The organism is Vibrio sp. 10N.286.45.E10, from assembly GCF_002874195.2.
Classification (GTDB): domain Bacteria; phylum Pseudomonadota; class Gammaproteobacteria; order Enterobacterales; family Vibrionaceae; genus Vibrio; species Vibrio crassostreae.
Genome location: NZ_MCWD02000002.1, coordinates 1,237,729 through 1,256,525, shown reverse-complemented (window position 1 = coordinate 1,256,525; position 18,797 = coordinate 1,237,729). Strand labels below are relative to the sequence as shown.

Here is an 18,797-nt window from a genome sequence, read left to right as displayed (position 1 = left end):
ATGGTGCCCTATGCTTTATGAGTTATTTTTTGGGACCAAACATATCACGTTGAGGTTGTTACTCCCTGTTACATCGTACAGGGCTGCCGCTTCAGACCGCGTTACATCAACTTCTACACCCTCTCTTGCTCCTTCGTCTTTCTCTTCCCATCCTTGCTCCTCTTCCGACTTTGGCGTAACCCTCGCTTCAAGGTATGTTGTTCTGCGTAGATAGTCAATGTCACGGCATTCTCCATTGCACCTTCCTCCCATGCCGAACATCCTCGTTAGATCCTGTTTGTCCCAAGAGTTGTGTTGCCACCCCGCGTCGAACAAGGCTTTCGCTCCCTGTGCGCCTTCACCCCCGGTTTCAAACCCTATGTCGTCGTACCAGCTCGTGTCATACGATCCTATCAGGCCGTAATGATCTGTACTGGGCGGCTCGAAGCCTCGGTCCTGACATGCTGTATATACATCTCCGTAGGAGTAGGCTGTCCCATCTGCTTTTCGTGGCAACTGGACGTACACTCTTCCTGACTTCCCTACAATTTGTGGAGGCATCCCTGTAAAGAATTGTGGGGTGGTGATCGTCTGCCCGTACGCTGTAACTTCGACGTCGTAGGTTATGTTTTCTTGTGGGACCTTCTCATTGTCGTCAGCGTTGTCGTACTTAATAGTCTGAGTTAGGGAGTGCTCTGATCCTTCTGTTGGGGTGTAGGCGTCTGTTGTTAATTCTTTACTTCCGTTTGCTGTAAAGACTGCAGGTCCCTTAATTTTTAGCGTTACCTCGTTCGGGGTGTCTCTCTCATCATGCACTACAACGGTTACAGAGTTTGGGTGGTGAGGGTCGAGTGCGTAATTCCCTGATTCACCATGAACAGATTCTAATCGACCATTCGAGAAGGTCATATCCAGTGATTGGGTGTCTTGGGACCCATCGGGGCGAATATATGTTGCATCCACTATGTATGGGTATTCTTCCTCTCCTTGTACGTCAGTCGACACCGATACGGTTTGCTTTCCATCACTATTCGTTGATTCACTCGATAATGTGAAAGTCAAGTGATCTAAATTTTGGTAATCAATCTTTTGTCCAGCCACTGGAGCCCCGGTGGCGTCTTTCAAAGATGACTCAAAAACGTTCACTCCACTCATTGGTTGGTTATCCGTTACCGCGGTAAGTTGCAGGTCCGCCGTGTTAGGGTTACCCGTAAACTGTAGCTGCACAGATCGTGGTGTGACCGTGCTGCCTTCTAAGTTGGTTGTAAAGGTGACCTGCTCAGATATCGCATCCACTACGTTAAAGCTTGCGTGTCCGTTTGCGTCGGTTTTAAGGGAAGTACTTACCAGGTTCGCACTTCCTGTAACTTCGGCCTCCACTGTTATGCCTTCCAGAGGTTCACCATTGAAAGTAGCCTGAACTGCGACACTTGCTTGATCTTCTCCATCACCAATCGCTACCAATTTGGAATTGGCACTGTCTATACGGTAGCCACCTTCACCTACACATGTGACATATTGCCCCCCTGCATTTGGGGTTTCGCTTGTTTGGCCTGACTTCAAGCTAACAATGGACGCCGAACCACTGTCAAGCGCCCAATAGTCAATCTCGACTGGCCACCCATCGTACACGGCAGGCCCAATACCTCCAATATTGGCTAATGCCGCTAGCTCTTCGGCGGTTGGAAGCCTTCCACTTGCTTTACACAAGTCTTTTGCTTGTTGGAAGTTAAATGTCGCTACATTTGCATTGTTAGCACCTACGTCAATGTGAGTACTGGTGTAAGTCACGCCTTGGGCGTCCGCTTCAGATTTAACCAGCGGTGCGAAGTAATATTTCATCTCTAAGGGAAGATTTCCCCAATTCGGGGCGGCTTCTGAGTCATATACTTCTATCCGTAACATGCCTGAGGCATAACCACCGTAATGGTCAGAAACTCCATATGATACAAAGTGTTCACCTACTTTTGTTGTTTCAAACCTTAGCTTGAGGTTATTCATATCTTCAGTATCTAAAGGTGAAACCGCAGCGTTCCAAGAATCAACATAAATCAATTCAAGTGAGTCGCCGTCTTCGTCAGAAACATAAGTCGATAAATCGATAATCACCCCTTCGTTAGCATTGACTCTTGATCCATTTGGATCATTCGAATAGTCGATGTTCGGTGCGATAGGGGCGCTGTTCGCAGACGTTGATACAGAAATCGCAATATTTCCTAATTTGACCTCACTGCCATTACTGTAAGAGTAAATAATTTTTGCAAAGCCAGAGTCTTCTGTGGGTGTGTAGGTAATGGTTTGATTAGTATCATCTGCCGTTGCCTCACCTTCACCAATGAGCGTGACGTCTTGATCCATCGTGTAACCTTCAGGTACTTCCGTTACAAAGTTAGGATCGTTTTTCAGATCAATAACCAGAGTTTCACCCACAAGTGTCGTTTCTGAAATAGGCGTAAAGAGCGCTACTTCATTATCAACACTTTTCTGCGCGACCGAAATGGCATACGCAGACGCTCTCTGGTCAGGAACGGCTGAGTTTGTTGCATCGTACTTATATACGCAAACACCGACAAAGTCATCGAAGCTTACCGAATAACCTGTAGAATCGACTGAGATATCTTGACATGACTCGAGATCGGTTAATGGGCTAACAGAGCTGACAATGTTATTCCCTTTCTGAGAGGACGAGTGTATTTTCCCCTCAAGTAACACATGAGAAGAGGACATATTTCGTGATAAATTGACCGTATTTTCAGCACTTAAAGTCGACGTCCCCTCACTTGGGGGAGGAAGCTGCCCACTATTTCCAGGAGACGTGCTACCGTCATCAGATGCTCCATTACAACCGGTTACTAGCGCAATCATAAGTGCCACTATCGATTTTCTAGCTTTGTATCTTGAATTAATGAACATTAGCAATTCACTCTCATTAATTTTTGCATAATAATTATCCTTGTGTTTTTATATATCAATTATGATGTTGTCATAAAAGACTAGCCGACTAGACTAGTAATAAATTTTACAAACGTATTATTAACTACCTAAAATGTACTAATTTATATCTTTATAAGTTCCATATGATTCCTTCAGCAAAGAAAACGCGAATGGATTCGTTATTGCTCTCATAAAATCCATCTTGAGTAAATAAACATTGCCAATAGCATTATCTTCTTTATTAGCTGATAATAGCTTCCCCCCAAAGCTCTCAATTAATTTTAGAAAACCCATGCCTCTTGCAATTACATAAAAATCTTCAATTTTCTCATGATGATAACAAATATGGTTTAGAAGCAGCCCTACTAATATTTTGTAATGCTCTCTATTAGAGTAATAGCCAATATTAAAAACGACTGATTCTTTATCGAAGTCAATATTTACGTTATGGCCAAATATCGCTTTCAAATAATTAATATCATGACTAATCGATAGATGTGATATGACTTTGTCTCTACTACGCAATGAACAGAAAGTCACATTATTTTCATCTAGTCGATTTAAAACTGGAAGGGCGCGGTTATAAGACAAAGTAGATTCATAAAACCCTGGTAATAAACACTGCAGCTTAGACCAGTTAACTTTCTCGATAGAGGGTTTCAATCTTGAGTCGGATGCTTCTTTATAAGTCAGTATGCTGTGATACGAAGACTCAACATTATTGAAAAGTGATTCGTAAACTTTGAGCTGTGAACGGGAAACAGCAGGTGCAATAATGTGTTCTAGATTAGGGTAAAAGCTGGAGTCGAAACAACGTACTACTAACAGTTGCTTTTCGAGAGTGGGAATTGTTCGTCCGTTTACCCAACGACTGAGCGTAACTGGATCCAACTTGTCGAACGATGAACTAAACAATTGCAACTTAGCGATGATGGATTTAGAACTAAAGTCGTTATCGTTTAGCTTGGTTTTTAGATATGATGAAAATGGCATAGGTCAAAGTCACGAGGTCAAATGATTCCCCTAATTCTGCGACTTGACGCATAGAAGTTACAGTGAATTCCTATAATTCACACAAATGCCATCCTAAATCACACACAAACTTAAGTATAAAAAAATATAAATTTAGGTTTTATGGTGGATGAAAACCTAACTTAGACTGACGTAGGGAAAAGAGTCAACATAGGTCCCCCCGCATGAGAAGAAATCAGAACAAGTCTTCCCTTGTAATAGTTAACAATGTAGCTCTGATCCAATGCGATTCTTGCGTAATAATCAATTCTATCGACAAGCGTTTGGTCGTCTGGATAGCCTATTATAGAATGAGAATCATCTATCCTCATATCAATGTATTCCCCTTGCCTCACCCAACTTCCCATAAACTCCTGTGTAACCGACTCTTTCAATCCATTCTTGTAATCGGTCTCTGCAGTAATAGATGCCGTAAACTTTCCATCGGAGAAATACAATAGTGTAAACTTAGCTTTAACCAAGTGGAATTTGGCGTTTTCTTTGGTCCCTATGTCTACATTTTGACTCAGTATCACCTCATCAATTTCCCATAAAGGCCCCGTAATATCATATTTAGAGTAATATACTATAAAACTTAACATTGCTGCGATTATATCTAGAGTTAGAATTATATTTATAATAAACCGCATTTATAATGTTCCTTATTAAAAACCTTGGATAGAATTAACCTAAACGTTATCTGCCTTTTATTAGGCTCTTCATAGAATGCAGTCAAAGATAAGAAGTCTTCCGTTGTTGAGTAAATAGCAACAGTATCAGCATCAAAGAGGTTCAATTCTGATATACACTTGCTAAATATCGGCAGTAGTTTTTTATCAACAGGGTGGTGTTTTGATTGAACTACGTTCAAACTGGAGTCAACTAAGTCAATACCAACAACTTTAGAAAAAGGTGAGTCTTCAGGGCTTTTAATATAATATGAAAAAAAATTAATTAAAAACGCGAGCATAACAATACTTAGCAAAACCAAAACAACTACTGGTGCTCGTTCTTTTCTATTACCCCCTTTACTGATGAGCTCGACGTTAGCGTCGAATAAATAGCCCTTTTTGGGAATCGTCTTTATCACATCAACTTGAGGTGCCACTATCTTAAGACTTCTTCTCAATTTAGACACAGCCTGCCTAACACTTGTGACATCAACCTCTACCTGCCTTTGTTTTCTCCAAACTTCTTCAAGAAGCTGCTCTACTGACAGATACGTTCCACTGACGATCAATTCCATAAGAATGTCACTAGAGTTATCTCCAATATCATATTTGATAGTTTGTTTTCTATTGAAGCTCTCATACCTATATATACACTTACCATGGGGATCAAAAGCAATACAATCCGCTATTAAATAAATCAAACTCACTCCATTAAACTCCAACTGATAATTGAACGCAAAAAACGAAAGAAGAACGCGACAAATCTCCTTTTGAACTCATTCAGCGAACGAGTCATTATACAAAAAATGCAACAAAGATGTTTAATATGTCAGAGAGAGTTACCATCTCACTAAAATCTTGGGGTTATGAACGTATCTCGAAACGAGATCTAGAGTGTTTCAACAAAAAAGGGCATCATATTGGTGCCCTATGCTTTATGAGCTACTGTTTTGGGGCCAAACATATAATGTTGTTTAAGTAGCGACTGGGGGGGTGGTTGTTTATGTCCGCCACTGACTCCGTCACTTCTACGTCTTCTTTTGCTCCTTCGTCTTCAATGTCCCAGCCTTCATGTTCCGCCGACTCTACCTTCACCCATCCTGCTAAATATTTTCTATGATTATTTGTGGGACCAATGTCTTTGCATTCCGAACCGCACACCCCTCCCACGCCGAACATCCTTATTGTTGATCCCTCAATCACACCTCTGAGTGCCGCGGTGTGTTGCCATCCTGCTTCGAACAAGGCTTTGGCTCCTTGGTCTTGTTTTTCTGTTCCTTCCGCCGCAAAATCGATATCGCCGAACCATTCCGTTTGGACATCTCCTGCTATTGGACCGTAATGATCTGTACTGGGCGCCTCGAAGCCTCGTTCCTGACATGCTGTGATTACTTCATCGGGGGTATAGGGTCTATTGTTTCCTTTTCGTGGCAACTGGACATACACTCTTCCTGACTTTCCTACAATTTGTGGAATCCCTGTAAAGAATTGTGGGGTGGTGATCGTCTGCCCGTACGCTGTAACTTCGACGTCGTAGGTTATGTTTTCTTGTGGGACCTTCTCATTGTCGTCAGCGTTGTCGTACTTAATAGTCTGAGTTAGGGAGTGCTCTGATCCTTCTGTTGGGGTGTAGGCGTCTGTTGTTAATTCTTTACTTCCGTTTGCTGTAAAGACTGCAGGTCCCTTAATTTTTAGCGTTACCTCGTTCGGGGTGTCTCTCTCATCATGCACTACAACGGTTACAGAGTTTGGGTGGTGAGGGTCGAGTGCGTAATTCCCTGATTCACCATAAACAGATTCTAATCGACCATTCGAGAAGGTCATATCCAGTGATTGGGTGTCTTGGGACCCATCGGGGCGAATATATGTTGCATCCACTATGTATGGGTATTCTTCCTCTCCTTGTACGTCAGTCGACACCGATACGGTTTGCTTTCCATCACTATTCGTTGATTCACTCGATAATGTGAAAGTCAAGTGATCTAAATTTTGGTAATCAATCTTTTGTCCAGCCACTGGAGCCCCGGTGGCGTCTTTCAAAGATGACTCAAAAACGTTCACTCCACTCATTGGTTGGTTATCCGTTACCGCGGTAAGTTGCAGGTCCGCCGTGTTAGGGTTACCCGTAAACTGTAGCTGCACAGATCGTGGTGTGACCGTGCTGCCTTCTAAGTTGGTTGTAAAGGTGACCTGCTCAGATATCGCATCCACTACGTTAAAGCTTGCGTGTCCGTTTGCGTCGGTTTTAAGGGAAGTACTTACCAGGTTCGCACTTCCTGTAACTTCGGCCTCCACTGTTATGCCTTCCAGAGGTTCACCATTGAAAGTAGCCTGAACTGCGACATTTGCTTGATCTTCTCCATCACCAATCGCTACCAATTTGGAATTGGCACTGTCTATACGGTAGCCACCTTCACCTACACATGTGACATATTGCCCCCCTGCATTTGGGGTTTCGCTTGTTTGGCCTGACTTCAAGCTAACAATGGACGCCGAACCACTGTCAAGCGCCCAATAGTCAATCTCGACTGGCCACCCATCGTACACGGCAGGCCCAATACCTCCAATATTGGCTAATGCCGCTAGCTCTTCGGCGGTTGGAAGCCTTCCACTTGCTTTACACAAGTCTTTTGCTTGTTGGAAGTTAAATGTCGCTACATTTGCATTGTTAGCACCTACGTCAATGTGAGTACTGGTGTAAGTCACGCCTTGGGCGTCCGCTTCAGATTTAACCAGCGGTGCGAAGTAATATTTCATCTCTAAGGGAAGATTTCCCCAATTCGGGGCGGCTTCTGAGTCATATACTTCTATCCGTAACATGCCTGAGGCATAACCACCGTAATGGTCAGAAACTACATATGATACAAAGTGTTCACCTACTTTTGTTGCTTCAAACCTTAGCTTGAGGTTATTCATATCTTCAGTATCTAAAGGTGAAACCGCAGCGTTCCAAGAATCAACATAAATCAATTGAAGTGAGTCGCCGTCTTCGTCAGAAACATAAGTCGATAAATCGATAATCACCTCTTCGTTAGCATTGACTCTTGATCCATTTGGATCATTCGAATAGTCGATGTTCGGTGCGATAGGGGCGCTGTTCGCAGACGTTGATACAGAAATCGCAATATTTCCTAATTTGACCTCACTGCCATTACTGTAAGAGTAAATAATTTTTGCAAAGCCAGAGTCTTCTGTGGGTGTGTAGGTAATGGTTTGATTAGTATCATCTGCCGTTGCCTCACCTTCGCCGATAAGGGTAAGTTCCTTATCCATGGTGTAACCATCTGGTACTTGAATAACAAAATTAGGGTCGCTTTTCAGATCAATAACCAGGGTTTCACCCACGAGTGTCGTTTCTGAAATAGGCGTAAAGAGCGCTACTTCATTATCAACACTTTTCTGCGCGACCGAAATGGCATACGCAGACGCTCTCTGGTCAGGAACGGCTGAGTTTGTTGCATCGTACTTATATACGCAAACACCTACAAAGTCGTCGAAGCTCACCGAATAACCTGTAGAATCGACTGAGATATCTTGACATGACTCGAGATCGGTTAATGGGCTAACAGAGCTGACAATGTTATTCCCTTTCTGAGAGGACGAGTGTATTTTCCCCTCAAGTAACACATGAGAAGAGGACATATTTCGTGATAAATTGACCGTATTTTCAGCACTTAAAGTCGACGTCCCCTCACTTGGGGGAGGAAGCTGCCCACTATTTCCAGGAGACGTGCTACCGTCATCAGATGCTCCATTACAACCGGTTACTAGCGCAATCATAAGTGCCACTATCGATTTTCTAGCTTTGTATCTTGAATTAATGAACATTAGCAATTCACTCTCATTAATTTTTGCATAATAATTATCCTTGTGTTTTTATATATCAATTATGATGTTGTCATAAAAGACTAGCAGACTAGACTCTGTCTCTTGATCACATTTCAGCTTAAAAACCCATCAACTCAGTCGTTTCCTTGCTCAAATAGTATCCACTGAGCATATCCTGCAGTTTGTCCCAGCCAAGCCACATGGTTGCCCAGCTAGCAATACCTGTTCGCTTAGAATCGTAGAAGCCGCCAAGTTTGGAAATGGCTCCGTATGCCCATTTAAGCGTAGGAACTTCACTAGGTGGTTTTTTAGGGTAGCGGCCACCTCTCTTGTTAGCGTTAAGATAGAGAATGCGCCACTCATCTTGTGTGAGCACGTTTGTACAGGGCTGTAACTCAATCGCTTCGGCTTGCTCTTTTAGACCGCGAGCCTTGAGTTGAACTGCTAGAGTCAGGCTTTCACGCAGTTGCATTAGCCTGACAGCGACAAAGGCTAAGATCGAGATCATACGCTCAAGGTTTTCAGGCTCAGCCATGCGTTGACGCTCTGCGCCTGCACCGGTTTTCCAAGCTTTGTGGTAATCCTCTACACGCCAACGCTGCGAGTAGATGTGGATGATTTTCATGGCTTGTTTATAAGTTTCTAAGGGCTCACTGGTCAGCAGGAGCCACGATAATCTCGCCTCTTCATTTGCCGTACTTTGCTCTTGGGCAAAGACCGCATTGAGCATGACTTTCTGCCCTCCTTGACTAAAGGTGACAGGTGCAGTGTGCAGCGAAAACTCAGCCGTTCTTGCTTTGCGATTCTTGCGCGCTCCTTTGCTGTCGAGCATGCCTTTTTGTGGAATATCAATTTGATAACGTCCAAGCTCAGGTTGAGCTGCAAGGTGTGGGAATAACTTAAGATCAGCCTGCTCAATGCTCCTGTGGTGCTTTGCGCGAACCACGAAACGTTCTTGCACCTCGTTTTTCTCTTGCAGGTAAGCAAAGATATCAGCCTCGCGATCGCAAACTGTGATCACCTTGTGCATTTGGTCGCCAAAACGGCGACGAACGCTGGCTGAGGCCGCAGCCCATTTCCCGCTTTCAGGTTCTGTTGTGTCATCGGCTTCGTCCGGTCGCATCCACCACTCTTGATGGACAAGACCGAGAGAGTACCCGGTAGCGGCATCAATAATAAAGCTATTGTGAACCCACCAACCACGTGACTTATCGGTGACTTTGCCGAGTTTACCCAGCTTCGTCGCAACGCCATGTCTGAAACTCAAAGAGGTTGTGTCTTCCATCAGCCAGACTTCATCACGGGGAACAGCTAGTGCGGCGGTTGCATCAAAGGCGGCGCGACGAAAAGCGCTTGCGTCTATCTTCTCGTTACGAATAAAACGGTAGGTGCCTTCAACCAAACTGCCTGACCGTCACAAGCGAAAGCCGCTGAGTGACCTGTATTGTCAGCGAATCGACTGGTAATATCGACTAAGCGCTGAGTTCTACGATTATCCCCAATCTGGGCGGTACCGAACATGGCTTGAGCCCAGTCGGTTGTATTGTGAATGAGTGGAGCATGCTATTAAAGATATTGAGGTTAGTGATAGTCTATGATTTCTCAAATCGCCTGCTAGGTCGATCCCTAGTTGCCAATTTGTGTATAAGAGTCAGCCTCTAGGCGGTAATACCATTTGTGTGAGGATAAATCATGTACTTTACTTCAATGTAATGTATGGACCCTCATTTGTTTGAAGCCAGATTGCTGTTTGCATTGTGTAAACAAATGCCGAATTTGGGAGTCGACGCATCTGATGTGTTGAGTTTTGTTCATCGTTCGTATTTCTACTATTACGATATTTAATCGTTTGGTTGAAGTGTTCATTAATCTCAATATAGCTGTAATTTTAAATTCAACATTATCGATGTTTGTGTCATTTTTGTTGGCACGCGTGGTGCTAAGTAAGGGGTTTTATGCTAATTTTGAGGGGTTTGAAAATATTTGTGTGAAAAATGAACTTGGTGTTAGCACTATCGTTGGTATTTATTGGTATCAATGCTAATGATTATGTTTTTATCAATAGTTATATTGTTGGCATTCAAAACAGTTTAAGATATCAAATGCCATTTTCTATGCAAGTTAATCGGGAAGAGGTGCTGTTTTCTGTAGTCTTCCAGCCTATTTTCGATCTCGAAATAAATACAGTTATAGCTATGGAAGTATTGTCTAGAGTACAGTCAGGAAGCAATATAGAGACCACTTTAAAACAAATATCATTAAATGGAAATTCACGTGAATTTACGTTGGCTCTATGCAAAGAAATCGTGAGCGTATGTAGTCAGCTACCTGGAAGTATCCGTTATCTGTCGATAAACGTCACTATGGTTCATATGTGCAACTATAGAATTTGTGATGATTTGGAAGAACTAATAACTAGGTTATCTGAACGCAAGATTAAGTTAGTTGTTGAATTACCTGAAGGTGAACCATACCCAAAACCGAAAAGCAGATCTGGAAGAATGTTAGCCTACAATATCAAGAGCCTTCAATGTCATGGAGTTCTTATCGCTATCGATGATTTTGGTGAAGGGTTTCACATCGACGAAGCTGTTGTCTCTCGTTTTATGCCCGATATTCTGAAGATCGATAAGAAAATTGTGCAGGAACCGAACAACAACAGAGATGTTTGGTTGTTAATAGAGTCGATCAGGAAAAGGTTCAATTTGAGTGTTGTTGCTGAAGGGGTTGAACACGCGAAAGATCTCGATTTTGTCGTGGGTGAAGGAATCCAACTTTGCCAAGGGTTCTATTTCGGAAGGCCAGACAATTTGTGAGCGTTTGATACGAATTCATTGTGGGCTCATTTCTCTCAACTGTACCGTCCTAAATATGGTTGACACATTTCCAACATGAAATTGGAGAGTGTCATGAAAACAAGAAGTAGACGTACTCAACGAGATTATTCTCTTGCCTTTAAATTGGCAGTCGTAAGCCAAGTTGAAAAAGGCGAAATGACTTATAAGCAAGCTCTAGAATGTTATGGGATCCAAGGTCGCTCTACCTTCGCAAACATGGTCAACTAGATTGGTCCAATCGAGAGCGTTAGGAGCGACTATGTCAAACTCTTCCTCAACTCAAACCCCAGAGCAACGAATCAAAGAACTCGAGCAGCAATTAGAAGAAACTCAGCTCAAAGCTGAGTTCTTTGAAGCGGTTGTAAAAGTCATGGATCGAGATTTCGGAGTCCGAATTTCAAAGAAGCGCAAGGCCGAGTTATTAAGGAAAAAACGGTCAGAAAGTTGACCGTTACTAAAGCTTGTCACTTCATAGGTATTACACGACAAGCTTTCTACAAGCGCTGTGTTGCAGAAATTCATCAGACAAAGAAAGATGAATCAGTGCTCGGTTTTGTGAAGGAGCAAAGGATGATGCACCCTCGAATAGGGGCTCGTAAGATCAAGTATTCACTTGCTCAGAACGATATTGAAATCGGGCGAGACCGCTTATTCTCTCTGCTGAGAGTGAATCGATTATTAGTACAGAATCGAAGGGCTTACCATCGAACCACAAACAGTAATCATCGCTTTTACTGCCATCCAAATCGAATCAAAGAAGGCTTAATACCGGAAAGACCAGAGCAATTATGGGTTGCCGATATTACTTATCTATCAACGCGGCGTGGTAGTACTTATCTCAGTTTAGTGACGGACGCTTACTCAAGAAAAATCGTGGGCTATCACATAAGTGATGATATGAAAGCTCGCACGGTCAAGCAGGCCTTTTTAAACGCGTTGAAAGAGCGGAAGAATACAGGTGAGCTTGTCCATCACTCAGATCGAGGTGTTCAGTACTGCTCTGTTGAATACCAAGAGTTGCATCGACAGTATGGTGTATCTTGCTCAATGACTGATGGCTATGACTGTTATCAGAATGCGTTGGCAGAGAGGATCAACGGAATACTGAAGATGGAGTATCTGTTGAATAAGCCTAATGATTTAGATGAAGCAAAGAAAATGGTCGCTGAATCAGTAAAAATCTATAATGAATATAGGCCTCACACAACTCTAAAATACAAAACGCCCGATGAAATACATCGAGCGTTTTAGTCAATCAAGTGTCAACCCATATCAGGACGGGTCAAACACTCTAGATCTCGTTTCGAGATACGTTCATAACCCCAAGATTTTAGTGAGATGGTAACTCTCTCTGACATATTAAACATCTTTGTTGCATTTTTTGTATAATGACTCGTTCGCTGAATGAGTTCAAAAGGAGATTTGTCGCGTTCTTCTTTCGTTTTTTGCGTTCAATTATCAGTTGGAGTTTAATGGAGTGAGTTTGATTTATTTAATAGCGGATTGTATTGCTTTTGATCCCCATGGTAAGTGTATATATAGGTATGAGAGCTTCAATAGAAAACAAACTATCAAATATGATATTGGAGATAACTCTAGTGACATTCTTATGGAATTGATCGTCAGTGGAACGTATCTGTCAGTAGAGCAGCTTCTTGAAGAAGTTTGGAGAAAACAAAGGCAGGTAGAGGTTGATGTCACAAGTGTTAGGCAGGCTGTGTCTAAATTGAGAAGAAGTCTTAAGATAGTGGCACCTCAAGTTGATGTGATAAAGACGATTCCCAAAAAGGGCTATTTATTCGACGCTAACGTCGAGCTCATCAGTAAAGGGGGTAATAGAAAAGAACGAGCACCAGTAGTTGTTTTGGTTTTGCTAAGTATTGTTATGCTCGCGTTTTTAATTAATTTTTTTTCATATTATATTAAAAGCCCTGAAGACTCACCTTTTTCTAAAGTTGTTGGTATTGACTTAGTTGACTCCAGTTTGAACGTAGTTCAATCAAAACACCACCCTGTTGATAAAAAACTACTGCCGATATTTAGCAAGTGTATATCAGAATTGAACCTCTTTGATGCTGATACTGTTGCTATTTACTCAACAACGGAAGACTTCTTATCTTTGACTGCATTCTATGAAGAGCCTAATAAAAGGCAGATAACGTTTAGGTTAATTCTATCCAAGGTTTTTAATAAGGAACATTATAAATGCGGTTTATTATAAATATAATTCTAACTCTAGATATAATCGCAGCAATGTTAAGTTTTATAGTATATTACTCTAAATATGATATTACGGGGCCTTTATGGGAAATTGATGAGGTGATACTGAGTCAAAATGTAGACATAGGGACCAAAGAAAACGCCAAATTCCACTTGGTTAAAGCTAAGTTTACACTATTGTATTTCTCCGATGGAAAGTTTACGGCATCTATTACTGCAGAGACCGATTACAAGAATGGATTGAAAGAGTCGGTTACACAGGAGTTTATGGGAAGTTGGGTGAGGCAAGGGGAATACATTGATATGAGGATAGATGATTCTCATTCTATAATAGGCTATCCAGACGACCAAACGCTTGTCGATAGAATTGATTATTACGCAAGAATCGCATTGGATCAGAGCTACATTGTTAACTATTACAAGGGAAGACTTGTTCTGATTTCTTCTCATGCGGGGGGACCTATGTTGACTCTTTTCCCTACGTCAGTCTAAGTTAGGTTTTCATCTACCATAAAACCTAAATTTATATTTTTTTATACTTAAGTTTGTGTGTGATTTAGGATGGCATTTGTGTGAATTATAGGGATTCACTGTAACTTCTATGCGTCAAGTCGCAGAATTAGGGGAATCATTTGACCTCGTGACTTTGACCTATGCCATTTTCATCATATCTAAAAACCAAGCTAAACGATAACGACTTTAGTTCTAAATCCATCATCGCTAAGTTGCAATTGTTTAGTTCATCGTTCGACAAGTTGGATCCAGTTACGCTCAGTCGTTGGGTAAATGGACGAACAATTCCCACTCTCGAAAAGCAACTGTTACTAGTACGTTGTTTCGACTTCAGCTTTTACCCTAATCTAGAACACATTATTGCACCTGCTGTTTCCCGTTCACAGCTCAAAGTTTACGAATCACTTTTCAATAATGTTGAGTCTTCGTATCACAGCATACTGACTTATAAAGAAGCATCCGACTCAAGATTGAAACCCTCTATCGAGAAAGTTAACTGGTCTAAGCTGCAGTGTTTATTACCAGGGTTTTATGAATCTACTTTGTCTTATAACCGCGCCCTTCCAGTTTTAAATCGACTAGATGAAAATAATGTGACTTTCTGTTCATTGCGTAGTAGAGACAAAGTCATATCACATCTATCGATTAATCATGATATTAATTATTTGAAAGCGATATTTGGCCATAACGTAAATATTGACTTCGATAAGAAATCAGTCGTTTTTAATATTGGCTATTACTCTAATAGAGAGCATTACAAAATATTAGTAGGGCTGCTTCTAAACCATATTTGTTATCATCATGAGAAAATTGAAGATTTTTATGTAATTGCAAGAGGCATGGGTTTTCTAAAATTAATTGAGAGCTTGGGGGGGAAGCTATTATCAGCTAATAAAGAAGATAATGCTATTGGCAATGTTTATTTACTCAAGATGGATTTTATGAGAGCAATAACGAATCCATTCGCGTTTTCTTTGCTGAAGGAATCATATGGAACTTATAAAGATATAAATTAGTACATTTTAGGTAGTTAATAATACGTTTGTAAAATTTATTACTAGTCTAGTCGGCTAGTCTTTTATGACAACATCATAATTGATATATAAAAACACAAGGATAATTATTATGCAAAAATTAATGAGAGTGAATTGCTAATGTTCATTAATTCAAGATACAAAGCTAGAAAATCGATAGTGGCACTTATGATTGCGCTAGTAACCGGTTGTAATGGAGCATCTGATGACGGTAGCACGTCTCCTGGAAATAGTGGGCAGCTTCCTCCCCCAAGTGAGGGGACGTCGACTTTAAGTGCTGAAAATACGGTCAATTTATCACGAAATATGTCCTCTTCTCATGTGTTACTTGAGGGGAAAATACACTCGTCCTCTCAGAAAGGGAATAACATTGTCAGCTCTGTTAGCCCATTAACCGATCTCGAGTCATGTCAAGATATCTCAGTCGATTCTACAGGTTATTCGGTAAGCTTCGATGACTTTGTCGGTGTTTGCGTATATAAATACGATGCAACAAACTCAGCCGTTCCTGACCAGAGAGCGTCTGCGTATGCCATTTCGGTCGCGCAGAAAAGTGTTGATAATGAAGTAGCGCTCTTTACGCCTATTTCAGAAACGACACTTGTGGGTGAAACTCTGGTTATTGATCTGAAAAACGATCCTAACTTTGTAACGGAAGTACCTGAAGGTTACACGATGGATCAAGACGTCACGCTCATTGGTGAAGGTGAGGCAACGGCAGATGATACTAATCAAACCATTACCTACACACCCACAGAAGACTCTGGCTTTGCAAAAATTATTTACTCTTACAGTAATGGCAGTGAGGTCAAATTAGGAAATATTGCGATTTCTGTATCAACGTCTGCGAACAGCGCCCCTATCGCACCGAACATCGACTATTCGAATGATCCAAATGGATCAAGAGTCAATGCTAACGAAGAGGTGATTATCGATTTATCGACTTATGTTTCTGACGAAGACGGCGACTCACTTCAATTGATTTATGTTGATTCTTGGAACGCTGCGGTTTCACCTTTAGATACTGAAGATATGAATAACCTCAAGCTAAGGTTTGAAACAACAAAAGTAGGTGAACACTTTGTATCATATGGAGTTTCTGACCATTACGGCGGTTATGCCTCAGGCATGTTGCGGATAGAAGTATATGACTCAGAAGCCGCCCCGAATTGGGGAAATCTTCCCTTAGAGATGAAATATTACTTCGCACCGCTGGTTAAATCTGAAGCGGACGCCCAAGGCGTGACTTACACCAGTACTCACATTGACGTAGGTGCTAACAATGCAAATGTAGCGACATTTAACTTCCAACAAGCAAAAGACTTGTGTAAAGCAAGTGGAAGGCTTCCAACCGCCGAGAGCTAGCGGCATTAGCCAATATTGGAGGTATTGGGCCTGCCGTGTACGATGGGTGGCCAGTCGAGATTGACTATTGGGCGCTTGACAGTGGTTCGGCGTCCATTGTTAGCTTGAAGTCAGGCCAAACAAGCGAAACCCCAAATGCAGGGGGGCAATATGTCACATGTGTAGGTGAAGGTGGCTACCGTATAGACAGTGCCAATTCCAAATTGGTAGCGATTGGTGATGGAGAAGATCAAGCAAGTGTCGCAGTTCAGGCTACTTTCAATGGTGAACCTCTGGAAGGCATAACAGTGGAGGCCGAAGTTACAGGAAGTGCGAACCTGGTAAGTACTTCCCTTAAAACCGACGCAAACGGACACGCAAGCTTTAACGTAGTGGATGCGATATCTGAGCAGGTCACCTTTACAACCAACTTAGAAGGCAGCACGGTCACACCACGATCTGTGCAGCTACAGTTTACGGGTAACCCTAACACGGCGGACCTGCAACTTACCGCGGTAACGGATAACCAACCAATGAGTGGAGTGAACGTTTTTGAGTCATCTTTGAAAGACGCCACCGGGGCTCCAGTGGCTGGACAAAAGATTGATTACCAAAATTTAGATCACTTGACTTTCACATTATCGAGTGAATCAACGAATAGTGATGGAAAGCAAACCGTATCGGTGTCGACTGACGTACAAGGAGAGGAAGAATACCCATACATAGTGGATGCAACATATATTCGCCCCGATGGGTCCCAAGACACCCAATCACTGGATATGACCTTCTCGAATGGTCGATTAGAATCTGTTCATGGTGAATCAGGGAATTACGCACTCGACCCTCACCACCCAAACTCTGTAACCGTTGTAGTGCATGATGAGAGAGACACCCCGAACGAGGTAACGCTAAAAATTAAGGGACCTGCAGTCTTTACAGCAAACGGAAGTAAAGAATTAACAACAGACGCCTACACCCCAACAGAAGGATCAGAGCACTCCCTAACTCAGACTATTAAGTACGACAACGCTGACGACAATGAGAAGGTCCCACAAGAAAACATAACCTACGACGTCGAAGTTACAGCGTACGGGCAGACGATCACCACCCCACAATTCTTTACAGGGATTCCACAAATTGTAGGGAAGTCAGGAAGAGTGTACGTCCAGTTGCCACGAAAAGCAGATGGGACAGCCTACTCCGACGCAGATGTACATACAGCATGTCAGGAACGAGGCTTCGAGCCGCCCAGTACAGATCATTACGGCCCAATTTCGCCCTACGAAACGGTGGATTGGTTCGACGACATGGGTTTTCCGCGGGGGGGGCACACTGGTGATCAAGGTGGTAAAGCACTGTTCTACGCGGGCTGGCAACATTCGTCAAATGATGTAGATAGTGAGATGGTAGCCATAAATAGGCAATTCGGAGTAGGAGGAAGATGCGGAGATGAATGTGAAGATATAGGTTTGTATCACGCCCAGCAGCATTTTCTAACAACATTAGTCACAGACGAAACTGCAGAAGAACAGGATTGGAAGAGGTACGATGAAGGTGCAGTAGGGGAAGTAGAAGTTATACAATCGTACTCACACACACACCAAGACGGGTGGTTTATAAATTCAGACAACTACCGCAACATAATATGTTTGGCCCCAAAAAATAACTCATAAAGCATAGGGCACCATTAGGGTGCCCTTTTTTGTTGAAACACTCTACAGGTCGTTCAGCGGCTTTCGCTTGTGACGGTCGAAGGCGAGCTTGAGTTGTTCAAGCAGCGATTGGCGCTCTTGTTTCCACTCATTTTTCTCCGACATCAGAGCGGCTACCATTGCTTGCAGCTCGGCGATATCTTGACTTTCTGGGTTGATACTTGGCGTCTTTTTCATGGCATTTATTATACTAAAATCATGCGATTAACGCTTGGTGCATAAGGCTTTATTATCGATTAAGTCATTGTAAAATCGTTTATTCTAACGGGTTTGTGGCCGATAATAGTAAAGCCAGAAAGCAGCCTATCAAGCTCGAACTGAGAGAGAGTAAACACCTGGTTTTTCTCTTTTGAAGGCCACTTGTACTTGGCTTTTTCGAGACGTTTATACCAGAGGGCAAAGCCTGTTTTATCCCAGTACAGCACTTTGATTTTGTCGCGCTGTTTATTGGTAAACAGAAACAGAGCACCGCTGCCCAAAGGTAAATCAGTATCACTTTCGATGATCGTGGCAAGTCCGTTTATAGACTTTCTAAAATCGACGCTTTCACGATACAGGTAAATCTCTGGGGCGCTGAGCATGCGTTTCATGACAATGCTCCAATGAGTTCAGCAAGATAAGTCGCTGGCGTGCCTTGGGGAATACTCAGCTCAATATCGTTTACGAGAAGTGTCATATAGAGCAGACATAATATTGCCTCTTCACGATTTTGTC

12 protein-coding genes and 4 pseudogenes are annotated in these 18,797 nt (G+C 42.4%); 7 read left to right on the top strand and 9 right to left on the bottom strand.

The window, feature by feature from the left end; all coding sequences use genetic code 11:
• Positions 1-15: 15 nt before the first annotated feature.
• The 6 genes and pseudogenes from BCU34_RS18560 to BCU34_RS18535 form a co-directional block, all read right to left on the bottom strand.
• Positions 16-2,844, bottom strand: a complete 2,829-nt coding sequence (locus tag BCU34_RS18560) for an Ig-like domain-containing protein (RefSeq protein WP_413286277.1) — start codon at positions 2,842-2,844, stop codon at positions 16-18.
• Between the two features lie 186 nt (positions 2,845-3,030).
• Complete coding sequence (locus BCU34_RS18555) at positions 3,031-3,906, bottom strand: hypothetical protein (RefSeq protein ID WP_108145269.1); 876 nt, start codon at positions 3,904-3,906, stop codon at positions 3,031-3,033.
• Between the two features lie 161 nt (positions 3,907-4,067).
• Positions 4,068-4,574, bottom strand: coding sequence for a hypothetical protein (locus BCU34_RS18550; protein ID WP_108145255.1), 507 nt, complete (start codon positions 4,572-4,574; stop codon positions 4,068-4,070).
• Positions 4,559-5,296 (bottom strand): winged helix-turn-helix domain-containing protein, encoded by a 738-nt coding sequence (locus BCU34_RS18545; protein WP_102480124.1) that lies wholly within the window; start codon positions 5,294-5,296, stop codon positions 4,559-4,561. Before BCU34_RS18545 ends, BCU34_RS18550 begins: the two co-directional genes overlap by 16 nt.
• 241 nt (positions 5,297-5,537) lie before the next feature.
• The gene (locus BCU34_RS18540; protein WP_413286276.1) at positions 5,538-8,375 is read right to left on the bottom strand and encodes an Ig-like domain-containing protein; all 2,838 of its coding nucleotides are present in this window, start codon (positions 8,373-8,375) and stop codon (positions 5,538-5,540) included.
• Between the two features lie 166 nt (positions 8,376-8,541).
• Positions 8,542-9,944 (bottom strand): annotated as a pseudogene (locus tag BCU34_RS18535) (IS4 family transposase).
• Between the two features lie 473 nt (positions 9,945-10,417).
• Between BCU34_RS18535 and BCU34_RS18530 the strand changes: the two are divergent.
• The 7 genes and pseudogenes from BCU34_RS18530 (at position 10,418) to BCU34_RS18500 (ending at position 18,044) form a co-directional block, all read left to right on the top strand.
• On the top strand, positions 10,418-11,239 hold the full coding sequence (locus BCU34_RS18530) for an EAL domain-containing protein (RefSeq protein WP_102479861.1): 822 nt from the start codon (positions 10,418-10,420) through the stop codon (positions 11,237-11,239).
• Positions 11,240-11,332: 93 nt separating this feature from the next.
• A pseudogene (locus BCU34_RS18525) lies at positions 11,333-12,511 on the top strand (IS3 family transposase).
• A 232-nt stretch (positions 12,512-12,743) separates the two neighbouring features.
• On the top strand, positions 12,744-13,481 hold the full coding sequence (locus BCU34_RS18520; RefSeq protein WP_102480124.1) for a winged helix-turn-helix domain-containing protein: 738 nt from the start codon (positions 12,744-12,746) through the stop codon (positions 13,479-13,481).
• On the top strand, positions 13,466-13,972 hold the full coding sequence (locus BCU34_RS18515) for a hypothetical protein (protein ID WP_108145255.1): 507 nt from the start codon (positions 13,466-13,468) through the stop codon (positions 13,970-13,972). Before BCU34_RS18520 ends, BCU34_RS18515 begins: the two co-directional genes overlap by 16 nt.
• Before the next feature lie 161 nt (positions 13,973-14,133).
• Positions 14,134-15,009: a hypothetical protein gene (locus BCU34_RS18510; RefSeq protein ID WP_108145246.1), complete on the top strand. Its 876-nt coding sequence runs from the start codon at positions 14,134-14,136 to the stop codon at positions 15,007-15,009.
• A 186-nt stretch (positions 15,010-15,195) separates the two neighbouring features.
• The gene (locus BCU34_RS18505; protein WP_413286275.1) at positions 15,196-16,392 is read left to right on the top strand and encodes a hypothetical protein; all 1,197 of its coding nucleotides are present in this window, start codon (positions 15,196-15,198) and stop codon (positions 16,390-16,392) included.
• A 104-nt stretch (positions 16,393-16,496) separates the two neighbouring features.
• Positions 16,497-18,044, top strand: a complete 1,548-nt coding sequence (locus BCU34_RS18500) for an Ig-like domain-containing protein (protein WP_413286274.1) — start codon at positions 16,497-16,499, stop codon at positions 18,042-18,044.
• A 60-nt stretch (positions 18,045-18,104) separates the two neighbouring features.
• On the opposite strand, the pseudogene BCU34_RS18495 reads toward BCU34_RS18500, so the two are convergent.
• The 3 genes and pseudogenes from BCU34_RS18495 to BCU34_RS18485 all read right to left on the bottom strand — a co-directional run.
• Positions 18,105-18,260, bottom strand: a pseudogene (locus BCU34_RS18495) (IS66 family transposase); the annotation flags it as partial.
• A gap of 59 nt (positions 18,261-18,319) precedes the next feature.
• On the bottom strand, positions 18,320-18,673 hold the full coding sequence (tnpB, locus tag BCU34_RS18490) for an IS66 family insertion sequence element accessory protein TnpB (protein ID WP_102479677.1): 354 nt from the start codon (positions 18,671-18,673) through the stop codon (positions 18,320-18,322).
• Positions 18,670-18,762 (bottom strand): annotated as a pseudogene (locus BCU34_RS18485) (IS66 family insertion sequence element accessory protein TnpB); the annotation flags it as partial. The gene tnpB and the pseudogene BCU34_RS18485, both read right to left, overlap by 4 nt.
• Positions 18,763-18,797 lie beyond the last annotated feature (35 nt).